Annotated in this window: 13 protein-coding genes; 4 read left to right on the top strand and 9 right to left on the bottom strand. The window is 45.5% G+C overall.

Annotated features, from left to right (window positions below; all coding sequences use genetic code 11):
- The first annotated feature begins 11 nt into the window (after positions 1–11).
- Complete coding sequence (locus tag OA34_RS03015; RefSeq protein WP_286682815.1) at positions 12–1,667, top strand: fatty acid--CoA ligase; 1,656 nt, start codon at positions 12–14, stop codon at positions 1,665–1,667.
- On the opposite strand, the gene recR is transcribed toward OA34_RS03015, so the two are convergent.
- From recR to OA34_RS02995, 4 genes are all read right to left on the bottom strand, one after another.
- On the bottom strand, positions 1,664–2,233 hold the full coding sequence (gene recR / locus OA34_RS03010; protein WP_039672327.1) for a recombination mediator RecR: 570 nt from the start codon (positions 2,231–2,233) through the stop codon (positions 1,664–1,666). The genes OA34_RS03015 and recR overlap by 4 nt on opposite strands.
- Positions 2,230–3,477: an ArsS family sensor histidine kinase gene (locus tag OA34_RS03005; RefSeq protein WP_286682814.1), complete on the bottom strand. Its 1,248-nt coding sequence runs from the start codon at positions 3,475–3,477 to the stop codon at positions 2,230–2,232. The genes recR and OA34_RS03005 overlap by 4 nt, the downstream gene beginning before the upstream one ends.
- Positions 3,474–4,145, bottom strand: coding sequence for a response regulator transcription factor (locus tag OA34_RS03000; RefSeq protein WP_039672326.1), 672 nt, complete (start codon positions 4,143–4,145; stop codon positions 3,474–3,476). The genes OA34_RS03005 and OA34_RS03000 overlap by 4 nt, the downstream gene beginning before the upstream one ends.
- Positions 4,146–4,237: 92 nt before the next feature.
- On the bottom strand, positions 4,238–4,741 hold the full coding sequence (locus tag OA34_RS02995) for a Spy/CpxP family protein refolding chaperone (RefSeq protein WP_039672325.1): 504 nt from the start codon (positions 4,739–4,741) through the stop codon (positions 4,238–4,240).
- Between the two features lie 153 nt (positions 4,742–4,894).
- Here OA34_RS02995 and dnaJ point away from each other — a divergent pair, with 153 nt between their 5' ends.
- Genes dnaJ through OA34_RS02980 form a run of 3 tightly spaced genes read left to right on the top strand, consistent with a single transcriptional unit; the run spans position 4,895 to position 7,223 of the window.
- Entirely contained in the window at positions 4,895–6,028 is a 1,134-nt protein-coding gene (dnaJ, locus tag OA34_RS02990) for a molecular chaperone DnaJ (RefSeq protein ID WP_039672324.1), read from the top strand.
- Positions 6,021–6,635, top strand: coding sequence for a M48 family metallopeptidase (locus OA34_RS02985; protein WP_231563847.1), 615 nt, complete (start codon positions 6,021–6,023; stop codon positions 6,633–6,635). The genes dnaJ and OA34_RS02985 overlap by 8 nt, the downstream gene beginning before the upstream one ends.
- A gap of 24 nt (positions 6,636–6,659) precedes the next feature.
- Positions 6,660–7,223, top strand: coding sequence for a putative outer membrane beta-barrel protein (locus tag OA34_RS02980; protein ID WP_286682813.1), 564 nt, complete (start codon positions 6,660–6,662; stop codon positions 7,221–7,223).
- A 32-nt stretch (positions 7,224–7,255) separates the two neighbouring features.
- On the opposite strand, the gene OA34_RS02975 is transcribed toward OA34_RS02980, so the two are convergent.
- From OA34_RS02975 to OA34_RS02955, 5 genes are all read right to left on the bottom strand, one after another.
- Positions 7,256–7,795, bottom strand: coding sequence for a manganese efflux pump MntP (locus OA34_RS02975; RefSeq protein WP_039672321.1), 540 nt, complete (start codon positions 7,793–7,795; stop codon positions 7,256–7,258).
- Positions 7,792–10,449 carry a DNA polymerase I gene (gene polA, locus OA34_RS02970; RefSeq protein ID WP_039672320.1) on the bottom strand — a complete coding sequence of 886 codons (2,658 nt, stop codon included), beginning with the start codon at positions 10,447–10,449 and terminating at the stop codon, positions 7,792–7,794. Before polA ends, OA34_RS02975 begins: the two co-directional genes overlap by 4 nt.
- A 24-nt stretch (positions 10,450–10,473) precedes the next feature.
- On the bottom strand, positions 10,474–11,283 hold the full coding sequence (locus tag OA34_RS02965) for an HDOD domain-containing protein (protein WP_039672319.1): 810 nt from the start codon (positions 11,281–11,283) through the stop codon (positions 10,474–10,476).
- Between the two features lie 90 nt (positions 11,284–11,373).
- Entirely contained in the window at positions 11,374–12,690 is a 1,317-nt protein-coding gene (locus tag OA34_RS02960) for a cation:dicarboxylate symporter family transporter (RefSeq protein ID WP_039672318.1), read from the bottom strand.
- A 158-nt stretch (positions 12,691–12,848) separates the two neighbouring features.
- Positions 12,849–14,183 (bottom strand): cation:dicarboxylate symporter family transporter, encoded by a 1,335-nt coding sequence (locus OA34_RS02955; protein WP_041962066.1) that lies wholly within the window; start codon positions 14,181–14,183, stop codon positions 12,849–12,851.
- Between the last annotated feature and the right edge of the window lie 111 nt (positions 14,184–14,294).

Below are 14,294 nucleotides of genomic sequence, written 5' to 3'. Positions count from 1 at the left end.
AGGAGAAACCCTTGCAACTGGAAACGACTTTGAACAATCCTTACGCCCATCATTATCAACTTTTAATTAAAAATATTCTCAATGCACCTATCTATTACAATCCCGAACAAGAGATCGTTTACCGCACGGATACGCGCCTAAGCTACGCACAGTTTAAAGAACGCGTACACCGATTGGCTAACATGTTAAGTGATTTGGGCATTAAAGCCGGAGACACGGTTGCGGTCATGGACTATGATTCGCATCGCTATTTGGAGTGTTATTTTGCGATTCCGATGATCGGCGCAATTTTACATATGATCAATATTCGCCTCTCGTCGGAGCAAATCCTCTATACGATCGACCATGCCGAAGACGTCATTATCTTAACGCATACCGATTTTTTGCCTGTTTTGGAGCAAATTAAAGGCAGAATCGACGTCAAAGGCTTTATCTTGTTATCCGACGAACCGGAGCTTCCCCAAACATCGCTCAACGTGAAAGGCGAATACGAAACACTCTTGGCAAACAGCGCGTCGCATTTTGATTTTCCCGATTTTGACGAAAACATGCGCGCGACGACGTTCTACACCACCGGAACAACCGGACTTCCCAAAGGCGTCTACTTTACGCACCGACAACTCGTCCTTCATACACTCGGCGCACTCGCAACGCTTGGAAGTGCGCCCGAGCAAGGGAACTTTCGGCAAAATGACGTCTATATGCCTATCACTCCGATGTTTCACGTTCATGCGTGGGGCTTGCCTTACGTTGCGACGATGCTCGGACTGAAACAAGTTTACCCCGGACGCTACATTCCCGACCTGCTTTTAGAGCTGATCGAGAAAGAACATGTAACGTTCTCGCATTGCGTTCCGACGATTATGCATATGCTCTTTAATTCGCCGAAAATCAAAACGATGAATTTAAAAGGCTGGAAAGTCATGATCGGAGGAGCAAGCCTTCCCAAAGCTATGTGCCAAGAAGCCCTACGTCTTGGAATCGATATGTTCACGGGATACGGTATGAGCGAAACCTGTCCGATTTTAACCGTTTCGCAACTGACCGCAGAAATGCTTGAACAAGATATGGACGCACAAAGCGACATTCGCATCAAAACGGGACGCCCGATGGGGCTTGTAGAGGTCAATGTCGTCGACGAACAGATGCGCCCGCTTCCAAGAGACGGACACAGCACCGGAGAGATCGTCGTACGCTCGCCGTGGCTAACGCAGGGCTATTTTAAAGATCAAAAAAATTCGGAATTACTCTGGAGCGGCGGCTATTTACATACCGGCGATATGGCACATATCGATCCTTGCGGCTACGTCAAAATTACCGATCGCGTCAAAGATATTATCAAAGTCGGCGGAGAGTGGATCTCTTCTTTAGAACTTGAAGACATCATCCATCGCCACCCTAGCGTTAAAGAAGTCGCCGTAATCGGGATCGCCGATGAAAAATGGGGAGAGCGCCCTTTAGCACTTGTCGTAGTCGATCCGAACAAAAACATCGACGAAAAAGAGTTGCTTTTTCATGCCAAAGAGTTTATTAAAAAAGGTATTATGGCGCGAGAAAGCATGCTTTTAAAAGTTAAATTCGTTGAAAGTATCGATAAAACGAGCGTCGGAAAAATCAACAAACGCGAACTACGCAAAAAATACGCTCCGCCGGTTGCGCAACGCTAAATCTTCGTACGCGCTTCCAAGGCTTTGGATAAAGAGAGCATATCGACGTTTTCAAGATGCACGCCCGTGGGGACGCCTTGCGCGATTTTCGTAAAATGAAGCGCATACGCTTTGAGCTTATCTTCGATAAACAAAATCAACGCGTCGCTCGCCAAAGAGGGTGTCAGGGCAAAAATAACCTCTTTAACGCCCTCTTGGACGATTGATTCCAATTTAACAAGCGTCTCTTCTTCTAAATCGCCTAAGACGAAATAATGCCCGTCGAAGAGTTTGTGCTCTTCTAAAACGAAAATATCTTTGGCACTTTCGACGATGCAAAGCGTTTGAATATCCCGACGTTCGTCCAAACAGATATCGCAAATTTCATGCTCGCTCAAAGCACCGCATCGCTCGCATTTGCGAATCGATTTGACCGCGCTTTCGATTGCGTTGGAAAGCTTCATGGCGGCAAAAGCGTCGTTTAAAACCAGATGGTACGCGAAACGAAGCGCGGATTTTTTGCCGACGGTCGGTAACGACTCGAACGCTTCGACGAGTTTGTTAAACTTTTCCAAACCTCGCATCATCCCCGCGCTCCTTTGGAAAAATCGATGCTAAACTGATGCAAGCCCTCTTCATACGTATATGCCGCTTCAAGCCCGTGCTGGCGAAGAATATTTTGCACGATGTAAAGCCCCAATCCTAAACTGCTTCCGCACGCTTTTGAACCGGAAACAAAAGGTTGAAAATACTCGTTAATTCCCATTTTCAGGGCTTCTCCTTTATTGGCGACGACCAAAGTTTGCTCTTTGGAGCGCAAAAAGAGCGTATGATCTAAGCTATGTTTGAGCGCATTGTCCATCAAGTTTTTAATCGCCAACGCCATTAAATCAAAATCAACCGTTACGAGAAAATCAAACTCTCCTTCGATTTTGATCTGCTCTTCGCGTTTTTTAGCGTCCAACATCAATAAATCCAATGCCTGATCCACGACGTTGGAGAGTGCAACTTCTTGCAGATGAAGCTCGCAACGCTCCGAGGCGATTTGTTCGATCTTCGAAAATTCCGCTATCAGCAAATCCAGCCGTTCAAACACGCCGACCAAACGTTTTTTGGCCGTTTCGTCTTCGAGCATCTCCGTAATAATCCGCCCTTTGCCGATCGGCGTTTTAAGCTCGTGCATAATCGTGCGTAAAAAAAGTTGTCGTGCACCGATTAGGTCGCGGATTTTCTTCGCCGCGCGATCAAATTCGTTGGCGACTTCGCCGATTTCGTCATGCGAGTTGCTTTTACATTCGATTTGCAAATCACCGCTTGCAAATCGTCTGATTTGAGAACTTAAGGTTTTTAAAGGAGCGATACTTCGGAAAATCGAAACGTACATGTAGAGTAAGATCAGCAAAGCAATCGCGAAAACGAACCATAAACTTTCGTTGAAATTTTTATAGTCTTGGCTTTCCAAAAGCACGCTCGATTCGAAATTGTCGATAAAAAGATAATATCGATCGTTGTAAACGATGGACGAAAAACGGCTAATCGGGGAGAGTTTTTGAAAGATAACGACGCCGCGTTCCAAAACCGAGGTACGAAGGTGCTTGCTCGTCACTTTTTTGAGACCGAAGTTGTTAAAATACTCTTCAATATCGCCGGGTTGAACGTTATTGCGATACATCACCAACAGGTAATTGACCGATTGGATTTGACGTTGTTTCATATTTTCAAGGTTGCGTTCGCTTTGATGGTCCAAAAGCACGCTAAAAAACATGACCAGTAAAAAAAGCGAAAGAAAGAAGATCGTACTGATCTTCACTAAAATCGAATTTTTGATCATCCGACCAGCTTATAGCCGATGCCCCGCACCGAGTGAATGTGTTCGGGATTTTTAGAATCGTCGTTGATTTTTGTACGAAGTCGCCCGATAATCACGTCCAAACTCTTCGACCCTTTGTCTTTCAGGGATTTGCAGTTATACACCAACTGTTCTCTGGAAATCGAAAAACCGTTTTGCTTGATCATATAGGAGAGAATCTCGTATTCTGCCGGCGTCAAACTCAAAACTTCGCCTTTAAACGAAATTTCATGGCGTTTCTCGTCGACGGCGAAGACGCTACTGTTCGCTTGTTCTTCTTGCGTCGTGCTTTTTTTATAGCGGCGAATCAAGCTTTGAATGCGCGCGTACATCTCTTTGGGGTCGTAAGGTTTGGGGAGATAATCGTCCGCACCGATTTGAAGACCGATCACTTTATCGCTAATGTCGCTACGAGCCGAAGAGATAATAATCGGAATGTCGTATTTGGCAACGACCTCTTTACACACTTCAAGCCCGTCCATTCCCGGAAGCGTTAAATCCAAAATCAACAAGTCGTACTTTTTAATTCCGGCACTCAGACCCAAATACGGATCGGCATAATTGGTAATTTTAATATTGTACTTTGCCAAATACTCGCCGAGCAACTCCGCAAATTCTTCGTCGTCTTCAATCATTAAGACATTAATCATTCGTGTCCTTAATTTTGCTTTTTAGAATTATACAGAATTTTTGCAGAAGAAGGCTTTGTAAAAAGCCTTCTAGAAAGAGCGTGGATTGAGGTCTATTTTTGCGGAGCTTCCGGAACTTTGGGCATCATCGGACGTTGCGGTCGTTCGCTCATGATTTTTTTAAGCTCTGCTCGTTGATCTTTGGTTAAAATCGAAAATGCTTTTTCTAAAAAATCGGCTTCAAGCGTCACGCGTTTGTCGTTCATCTCGTTACGTAACTTAATAAACGCTTTTTTATCGAACGTATCCGCGCTCATCAACTCTTGCATTTTTTGCATGCTTTTAGGATCGTGTAGTTTTGCCATTTCCAGTCTCATTTCACTGCGCAAAACGTTCAATTTATAGCGTTGATCGTCGCTTAAATCCAAACGATCAAACATCATTCCCGCCATCATGCCTCTCTCGCCGCCGTGCATCATCATGCCGCCGCCTTGTTGCATCATCGGGGACATCATTCCCCCTTGCATACCGCCTTGGCATTGGCTACTTCCAAATGCAAATGCACCTGTCGTTCCTAAAGCAACTAATGTTGCTAGGGCTAAAATCGTTCGTTTCATCGTGACTCCTTTAAAAGTTTGATACTGAAATAGTAATACACCGCTTTTAACCGTCCTTTAATCGTTTGTTAACCAACCTTAACAACCAAAATTTAATCTACTTTTTGGTAAACTTTTTCTCTTCTAAAAAACTTACATGTAAAGAGAATAGACGTGGAATTAGATTATTACGAAGTATTGGAAATTACCCGAAGTGCCGATTCGGGCGAGATTAAAAAAGCGTATCGCAAACTAGCCCTTCAATACCACCCCGATCGCAATCAAGGCGACAAAGCGGCGGAAGAAAAATTTAAAGCCATCAATGAAGCCTATCAAGTTTTAAGCGACGAGCAAAAACGTGCAACCTACGATCGTTACGGTAAAGCAGGACTGGACAGTCAAGGCTTTAGCCACTTCTCCGATATGCGTTACGAAGATATTATGGGAGATTTGGGCTCTATTTTCGAATCGGTTTTCGGCGGAGGATTCGGCGGCGGCGGTTTTGGCGGCGGAAGCAATAAGCAAAGTCGAAAATACAACCTCGATTTGGAAGCCGAAGTGACGTTGGCATTTAACGAAGCGATCTTCGGTACGAAAAAAGAGGTCGTTTTTTCTTATAAAAAACCCTGCGACACCTGCGAAGGCACGGGAAGCAAAGACAAATCCAAAGCGACATGTAAAGAGTGTAAAGGTAAAGGTCAAGTCTTTTACCGCCAAGGTTTTATGACCTTTTCGCAAACCTGCCCCGCATGTAACGGCAAAGGAACGGTCGTCACCAATCCGTGCCCCGATTGTCGCGGCAAAGGATTTAGCCAAGTCGAGGACAAAGTCACCATCGACATTCCCGAAGGTATCGACAATAACAACCGCATTCGCGTCGCCGGACGCGGTAACGTGGACGAAAGAGGAACGCGAGGCGACTTGTATATTTTGGTTCGCGTCAAAGAGGACGAACACTTTGTGCGCCACAACGACGACATTTACATCGAAGTGCCCGTTTTCTTTACGCAAGTCGCACTCGGAGAGACGATCAAAATCCCGACGATTCGCGGCGAAACGGAACTGGAACTGCCCATAGGCGCGAAAGATAAACAACAGTTCATCTTTAAAAACGAAGGCGTTAAAAATGTCCATACCCGCCAATTCGGCAGTATGATCGCTCAAATTTCGATTCGTTATCCTAAAAAAATCACGAAAGAACAACGAGAACTGCTTGAGCAGCTGCAAACGGAATTCGGCATTGAGACCAAACAAAAAGATGAAAAATTTGAGAGCGTCTTTGACAAAATCAAAAGTTGGTTTGACTAAAACGATCGAGTACGAGGGTCACGTACTCTCCTACTCTTTGTTCGTTAACCGACGGCTTAAACATCTTTATATTACAATCGACCCTATCAAAGGGGTCATCGTCAAATCTCCTTTTAACACCATAGACACGATTGAAACGCTTCTCCTTCAAAAAGCCTCTTGGATTCTCTCCAAACTGCACGCGGCACAAGAACGGACGCACATCGGCCGCTTGCTGGAAACCGAAGGCAAAATCCTCTATTTGGGTGAAGCGATCCTTTTGAGCTCTTTTCAAACGCCCGAACTCTTTTATAAAGAAAAGACTCCGCCGTTGGTGAACCGTCTGGTCGAAGAGTGGAGTTTTCTCATGGGCGTCAAACCGACGAAAGTCAGCTTCCGCCAAGCTAAAAAACGGTGGGGAAGCTGTAGCTATCGCAATGAGCTAAGCTTTAACCTCAGCCTTGCCCAACTGCCCTTAGAGTGCATCGCGTATATCGTCGTTCACGAACTCGCTCATATCACACACAAGCACCATCAAAAAGCCTTTTGGGAGTGCGTCGCCTCTTTTATGCCGGAGTACAAAAACCACGAGATAACGCTCAAAAAATTTTCACCCTCGCTGATTTAAAATTACAAAATAAAAACTTTTTAATTGGCAGACTCAAACGCGTGGTTTGTCGGCGGTGAATTTGGGGGTATGAGTATTCACGGAAAAACTTCCGCATCGGCAAGTTCATCTTTTTCCGGCTATTCTTTTCGAGAAGGCAGTTCTTCGGAATCAATCGATACAACGTACGAGGCATTGAAAGTCGGTAAATATTTTGAGTACGGCAGAGTCTACGGAAGTTTTGCCTATCAAAACAAAAAAGAAGATATTAGCTCATTCACGTACGGACTTGCCTACGACTATCTGTTCAGAAATGCTTCCGCGATCACACCGTTTTTGGGTCTTACCGCTTCATACAGTACGTCAAAAAGCGACGATGATAACGCTAAATTACTCTCAATCGATAAACCCAAAGGGTTCAACTACGGTGTCGAAGCCGGTTTAACGTATGCGCTCGGCGCACATACGGAGCTCGAAATCGGCGCGCGCTATCTTTTAAGCGATGTGGACGATACGTTTAACTATGATGACGGCACGACAAATATTCACGTCAAAAGCGAAAATGAACACTTCATTCAATACTATCTTGGATTAAACTACAAATTCTAGCAAACCAAGAGAGATCGCGCAGCCGATCTCTCTTAAGCCGTTACGATACGTATGCCGATTGCCACCAAAACAACGCCTCCCAAGAGTTCTGCTTTACTCTCAAGCCAGCTTCCCGTAAGTTTTCCTACAAAAACGCCTAAAAAGCTCATACCAAAGGTTACGAGACCGATCAAGCCGCAGGCTAAAAGCGGATTCATATCCAAGAGCATTAAGCTAAATCCCGCCGCCATAGCATCAATGCTTGTAGCAATTGCAAGGGTTAGCATCAATTTATTCGTAATTTTTTGAATTTCCTCTTCGAGGTTCTCTTGCATACTTTCATACACCATTTTGGCACCGATGAGCACTAAAAGAGCAAAAGCGACGTATCGCGTATAGTGGTCGATAAATCCCAACAAGCCTTTCCCGCCGATATACCCGATAAGCGGCATTAATGCTTGAAAAATACCGAAGAAAAGCCCCGCTTTGAATGCCAATGCACCGTGCCCCGTCGCTTGTTTCGTTCCCAAGCCGATGGAAACCGCAAAGGCGTCCATGCTCAATGCCAATGCCAACGCAATCACTTCCGTCATTTTAACACTCCCCAATTGGCGCCGATAGCGATCGAAACGTTTAAAGGTACGCGTAAAGCATAAACCTCTTCCATCACATGCCGTGCCTCTTTCGCAAACGTTTCCGCGCGCGCTTCTTTGACTTCAAAGATCAATTCGTCGTGGATTTGCAAGAGCAATTTCGCCTCGTCGTTGACCAACGTCGCCATAATACGATTCATCGCAAGCTTAATCAAGTCCGCGGCACTGCCTTGAAACACCGTATTGACCGCCTCGCGAAGGTATCCGGCATATTGCATCGCATTGGCATGTTCAAAATCAAAAAAGCGTTTTCGCCCCAAAAGCGTCTGAACAAAGCCCTCTTTTTTGGCTTGTTCTTCAATGGAAGCAAGGTACTGCTTAATCGTCGGAAAGGTCGCGAAATAGCCGTCGATATAGCTTTTGGCTTCTTTGGTCGTGATGCCGATCGTCTCGGAGAGGCGTTTAGGTCCCATACCGTACAGCAATCCGAAGTTAATACTTTTGGCGATGCCTCTTTTGGCATCCGCTTCCGCTTCGCCGAACAGTTTGAGCGCGGTCTCTTTGTGAATGTCTTTACCCTCTTGAAACGCCCTCACCATTGCCTCATCCCCGCTAAAGTGCGCCAACAAGCGAAGTTCGATTTGCGAATAGTCGATACCGATAAGCACATACCCCTCTTTGGCGACGAAACCTCCGCGTACTTCACGCCCTAAAGCCGTCTTAACGGGAATGTTTTGTAAGTTCGGGTCTTTGGAACTTAGCCTTCCGGTAGACGTACCCGTTTGCATAAACGACGTATGTACCCGACTGCGCGAAGAGGCTTTAGAGAGCTTCAACAACGGTTCGATATAGGTCGAACGAAGCTTATACAACTCTCGATACTCTAAAATTTTGGCGATGCTCGGATGCTTGTCCGAAAGTTCATTTAAAACGTTTTCGTCGGTACTGTAACCCGTTTTAGTCTTTTTGAGCGACGGAAGTCCCAACTGCTCAAACAGTACCGCACCCAGTTGTTGCGTCGAATTGAGATTGAACGTTGCATTGCACAAGGCAAAAATTTCGACTTTCAATGCCTCTATCGCATGGTCGGTTCGTTTCAAAAGCGTCTCAAAATAAGCAGCGTCGACTTGAATCCCCTCTCTTTCCATATGCATCAGCGTTCGAATAAACGGGAACTCCACGTTTTTCGCAAGATCCAACAACGAAGGATCGAGCATCTCTTTAAGCTTCTCAAAAAGCTTTAGGGTCATCCATGCGTCTTCACTTGCGTATTCGCAAGCTTTTTCCAAAGAGACGCCGCTAAAGTTTTCTCCTTTGGCGACGACGTCTTTAAATTTGATCATCTCATGATTGAAAAAACGTTTGGAAAGCGTATCGAGTCCTACGTTACTTTCAGGATTTAAAAGCCATGCCAAAATCATCGTATCGGCATATAGATTCACGTTTTGAAGACCGAAATTGTGCTCAATGACCGCAAGGTCAAACTTCAAGTTTTGTCCGACGATTTTGCGGGAAAGCAGATGCGTCAGTGCCTCTTTTGCCTCTTCATGCGAAATTTGGTTTCCCACGCCCAAATAATGGTGGGCAATCGGCACGTAATACGCTTCTTGCGTATTCACGCAAAACGAAAATCCGACGATGTTGGCGTTGTAAGCATCCAAGGCGTCGGTTTCGGTATCAAACGCAACTATTTCGTCCTCTTCGATGCCTTCAACGACGCGCAAAAGCAATTTAGCGTCGTCCAACAAAATCGGTTTAAACCCTTGCGTCGGAGGCGTTTGCACATTTACATGTAAGCCTTCCGCTCTCACGCGCGCAAGGATTTGGCGAAGTTCGTATTTTTCCAGTTCTTCCACGATGTACGAGAGCGGTTGGGCATCTGGATAGTGAAACGACTCGAACTTATCGGCAATACTCAGCGTATCGTCCAAACAGACCAAACGACGGCTTAAATAAGCACTTTGCTTGCCCTCTTCCAACATCGTTTTGATGCGCGGATTGGCGACTTTGTCGAGATTGGCGTATACGCCCTCCATCGTTTTAAAATCGTCAAGCAATTTTTTCGCCCCTTTGGGTCCGATGCCTTTAACGCCGGGAATATTATCGGCGGTATCGCCGACCAAAGAGAGGTACTCGCCGATTTGATCCGGATAAACGCCGAATTTTTCAAAACATTTTTCGGTCGTAATTTCGATCTTTTTCATCGGATCGTAGATAACGACGCGTCCGTCGTCGATTAACTGGTACAAATCTTTATCGTGCGTGACGATTCGCACTTTAATATCGTGGTGTTTGGCAAATTTAACCGCCGAAGCAATGATGTCGTCGGCTTCAAATCCCTCTTCGCCGTAACTTTTAAATCCCATTTTTTCAATCCACGAAATAGCGACGGGAAGCTGTTTTTTAAAATCTTCCGGTGCTTCGGGGCGATTGGCTTTATAGTTGGGATCGATGTCGTGGCGAAAATTTTTACCTTTGCTATCGAGCGCGAAAAGAACGTAATCGGTATCGTGCTCTTTTTTGAGAGCCGCGATAAAGTGGGCAAAACCCGTTAAAAGTCCCGTCGGGAAACCTTGGGAATTACGCAATGCGGGAAGCGCATAATAGTTACGAAAAAAAAAGCCGAAAGTATCGATAATAGTGAGTGTTTTCACGAAAGAGCCTTTGCATATGGGCGTTTAAAATGAAGCTTTGATGGATTCGACCGCCTCCAAAAACGGTGCGGAATCTAAACCTTCTTTGTTAAGAAGCATAAGTGCTAGATTGATATTGCGTTCGCTCAAAGGCGCGTTAATCGCAACGGCGGTCTTGACGATTTTTAAAGCGATGCTCTGTGCGCGAATCGCCGCGGGTGCATCTTGCGTTCTTTCGGTAAATCGAATGGCTTCGATCATTCGTTTATCGAATTTCCAATGCTCAAAAATCAACGCCGAAACTTCGCTGCTCGTAACGCCGACAAACATTTTCTCGACGTCCGCGACGCTTAACGCGTTTTCAAGTTCAGACCGAAACGCATACGTCTCGTCGTTTTTTGCGATTTCGTCGGCAATGAGGATTTTACCGCTCTCTTGCAACAACGCACATAAAAAGAGAAAATCAACGCTAGCCGCATCGACGTTTTTGTACCACTTAGAGATCAACATGCTTTGCATGTGCGAAAGCTGCGCGAACTCTTCGGGCGAAATCGCATACGGTACGAGATCGACGCTTAAGAGTTTTTTGATTGACATGTCAAGCACCAACGAGTGCGTCGTCGACATACCGAAAAGCCCGACTGCTTGTAAGACGCTTTTGATTTCACGGCGAAAACCGTACAAAGGGGAGTTGGCGACTTTGAGAAGATTGGCGATAAGCATCGGGTCTTCTTCGATCAATTTTGCCAAATCGGCGATACTGGCCTGTTCGTCATGAAAAAGCGCATTGATCTGCGTAAACGTTTTGGGTAAAGGAGGTAACGCGCGAATTCGCTCCGCTATTTCTTTTAACATGCCGTCTCTTTCGAAGGATTTAAATAGATTATAGCGCGCTTTTGTTGAAATCCCGATGAGGCTAAGCCCCATCGAGACGAAAGAATCGTATCAACCCGGAATAGCGTCTTCCACGGATTCGGGGTGATCGAGCGCATAACGGAATTTTTCCATATCGATCTGTTTGTCCCATGCACCGACGACGACTGCTGCAACCGCGTTACCGCAAAGATTTCCCACCGCACGCATCTCGCTCATAAACTTATCCACACCCAAAAGTACCGCTACGGTCGCTACGGGAATCACGTCTCCCATCGCCGAAAGCGTACCGGCAAGCACGATAAAGCCCGAACCCGTCACGCCAACAGCCCCTTTGGACGCAACCATCAAAATAAAAATGATGCTGAGTTCATGCGAAAGCGTGAGCGGAATACCGAAAGCTTGAGCCAAAAAGATAATCGAAAGCGAGAGGTAAATGTTCGTACAATCCAAGTTAAACGAATAGCCCGTAGGAATAACCAAGCCCGTCGTTCCACGGCTCACGCCCGCGGCTTCCAAACGCCTCATCAACGGAGCCAACGCCGATTCGCTCGAAGAGGTCGCAAATACGATCAAGACTTCTTTAGCGATAAAGCGCATAAATTTGAAAACGTTGATCTTATAAAACCATAAGATAATGCCTAAAACACCGAATAAAAACGCCAATACGGAGATCAACATAACCCCTAGTAAACTTGCCATACCGATCAAAGAAGCGATACCGAATTTGCCGATCAAAAACGCCATCGCACTAAAGCTCGCAACAGGGCTTAACCACATCAAAATCGTCAGGATTTTAAAGAAAACGTTTTGAACTTTCTCCAAAGGAGCGAGAATCGCCTCTTTGTATTTTTCCCCGAACGCGGCAATGCCGATTGCGATGACCAACGCCATGACTAACACCTGCAACGTATTGCCGTGAAGAAACGGCGTAATCGGATCGGTCGGAATCGCACTTTTTAAAATGCCCCAAACCGAGCCGGTTTGGGAAGAAGCGTTAGCGGTAAAGCTTGAAACCGCGGAGACGTCCAAAGACTCGACGTCCAGATGCATTCCGTGCCCCGGCTTCAAAAGATTGCCGAATAAAATGCCGATCGCAAGGGCGAAGGTACTGACGACTTCAAAATAGATAAACGCTTTTAAACCGATGGAGCCGACCTCTTTTAGGCTTTCCAAGCCGACGATACCCGAAATAATCGTTAAAAAGATAATCGGACCGACCAACCATTTCAACGCTTGGATAAACCAATCGATGCCGGGTTTGGCTTGAATCGCCAAGCTCGGATTGAGCATACCCAGCGTAATTCCGGCAACAATGCCGACCACAACCCAAAACGCTAAACTTTTAATCGTATAACGTTTCCAATCTTTAAACGATGTTTTTTCCAACACAAACCCTTTAATGATAAACTGATTTGATTATGGCATAGCAAAAGAGATTTAAATGAGATTTTTTAACTAAAGGAGCATCAAAAGAGGTAAAAAAAGAGGTACCCGTGAGGTGAACGGTAACATTCCCTCACGAGCATTTTAAAGGCGTAAAAGCATCAACCCGGAATAGCGTCTTCTACGGATTCGGGGTGATCGAGCGCATAACGGAATTTTTCCATATCGATCTGTTTGTCCCATGCACCGACGACGACTGCGGCAACCGCGTTACCGCAAAGATTTCCCACCGCGCGCATCTCGCTCATAAACTTATCCACACCCAAAAGTGCCGCTACGGTCACGACCGGAATCGCACCGCCCATCGCCGAAAGCGTACCGGCAAGAACGATAAAGCCCGAACCCGTCACGCCCACAGCTCCTTTTGAGGTAACCATTAAGATCAGAATAATACTCAACTCTTCGCCAAGCGTTAAAGGAATACCGAATGCCTGCGACAAGAAGATAATCGAAAGCGAGAGGTAAATGTTCGTACAATCCAAGTTAAACGAATAGCCCGTAGGAATAACCAAGCCCGTCGTTCCGCGGCTCACGCCAGCAGCTTCCAAACGTTTCATCAACGGAGCCAACGCCGATTCGCTTGAAGAGGTCGCAAATACGATCAAGACTTCTTTAGCGATAAAACGCATAAATTTAAAGACGTTGATTTTGAAGAACCATAAGATAATGCCTAAAATTCCGAAGATAAACGCTAAAACGGAGATCAACATAACCCCCAACAAACTTGCCATACCGATCAAAGAAGCGAGACCGAACTTGCCGATCAAGAACGCCATCGCACTAAAGCTAGCAACAGGGCTTAACCACATTAAAATCGTTAAGATTTTAAAGAAAAATCCTTGTGCAACTTCTAAAGGTTTGAGGATAGCAGGTTTGTACTTGCCCCCGAACGCCGAAATTAAAATCGCCAAGACCAACGCCATCACTAAAACCTGTAAAGTATTGCCGTTTAAAAAAGGCGTTAGAGGATCGCTGGGAATCGCATTTTTCAAAATCGACCAAAACGAACCGACGTCTTGAGTCGAATGGGTGTATTTGTCAACGCTTTTGGCATCCAAGGAGTTGACGTCGAAATTCATTCCGTGTCCCGGACCGAAGAAATTGCCGAATAACACGCCGATCGCAAGAGCGAAGGTGCTGACGACTTCGAAATAGATAAACGCTTTTAAACCGATAGAGCCGACCTCTTTCAGGCTCTCCAAACCGATGATACCCGAAATAATCGTTAAAAAGATAATCGGTCCGACCAACCATTTCAACGCTTGGATAAACCAATCGATTCCCGGTTTGGCTTGAACCGCCAATTTAGGATCGACCGTCCCGAAGATAATACCCGCAATAATTGCAACGATAACCCAAAACGCTAAACTTTTAACGGTATAGCTTTTCCAATCTTTTTTCTTTGTCTCTTCCAAGGAGCCTATGCTACTCGCCATAGATGCTGTTGCTTCCAAGAAATGTCCTTTCATTAAGTTTCGATCAAAAGCGATTATAATGAACAGTTATGTCGATCTTATGTAGAGGACATTTCTTTGACTTTTAGAGCT

Source organism: Sulfurospirillum sp. MES, from assembly GCF_000789415.1.
Lineage (GTDB): Bacteria > Campylobacterota > Campylobacteria > Campylobacterales > Sulfurospirillaceae > Sulfurospirillum > Sulfurospirillum cavolei.
The sequence above is the reverse complement of the archived record's forward strand: the minus strand, read 5'-3'. Positions and strand labels throughout refer to the sequence as shown.

What these genes read in the sequence shown, in the direction of transcription:
- recR (WP_039672327.1), bottom strand. Translation starts at nt 2,233, where the DNA reads ATGATGCGAGGTTTGGAAAAGTTTAACAAACTCGTCGAAGCGTTCGAG.
- OA34_RS03000 (WP_039672326.1), bottom strand. Translation starts at nt 4,145, where the DNA reads ATGATTAATGTCTTAATGATTGAAGACGACGAAGAATTTGCGGAGTTG.
- OA34_RS02995 (WP_039672325.1), bottom strand. Translation starts at nt 4,741, where the DNA reads ATGAAACGAACGATTTTAGCCCTAGCAACATTAGTTGCTTTAGGAACG.
- OA34_RS02975 (WP_039672321.1), bottom strand. Translation starts at nt 7,795, where the DNA reads ATGACGGAAGTGATTGCGTTGGCATTGGCATTGAGCATGGACGCCTTT.
- OA34_RS02955 (WP_041962066.1), bottom strand. Translation starts at nt 14,183, where the DNA reads ATGGCGAGTAGCATAGGCTCCTTGGAAGAGACAAAGAAAAAAGATTGG.
- OA34_RS02965 (WP_039672319.1), bottom strand. Translation starts at nt 11,283, where the DNA reads ATGTTAAAAGAAATAGCGGAGCGAATTCGCGCGTTACCTCCTTTACCC.
- OA34_RS03005 (WP_286682814.1), bottom strand. Translation starts at nt 3,477, where the DNA reads ATGATCAAAAATTCGATTTTAGTGAAGATCAGTACGATCTTCTTTCTT.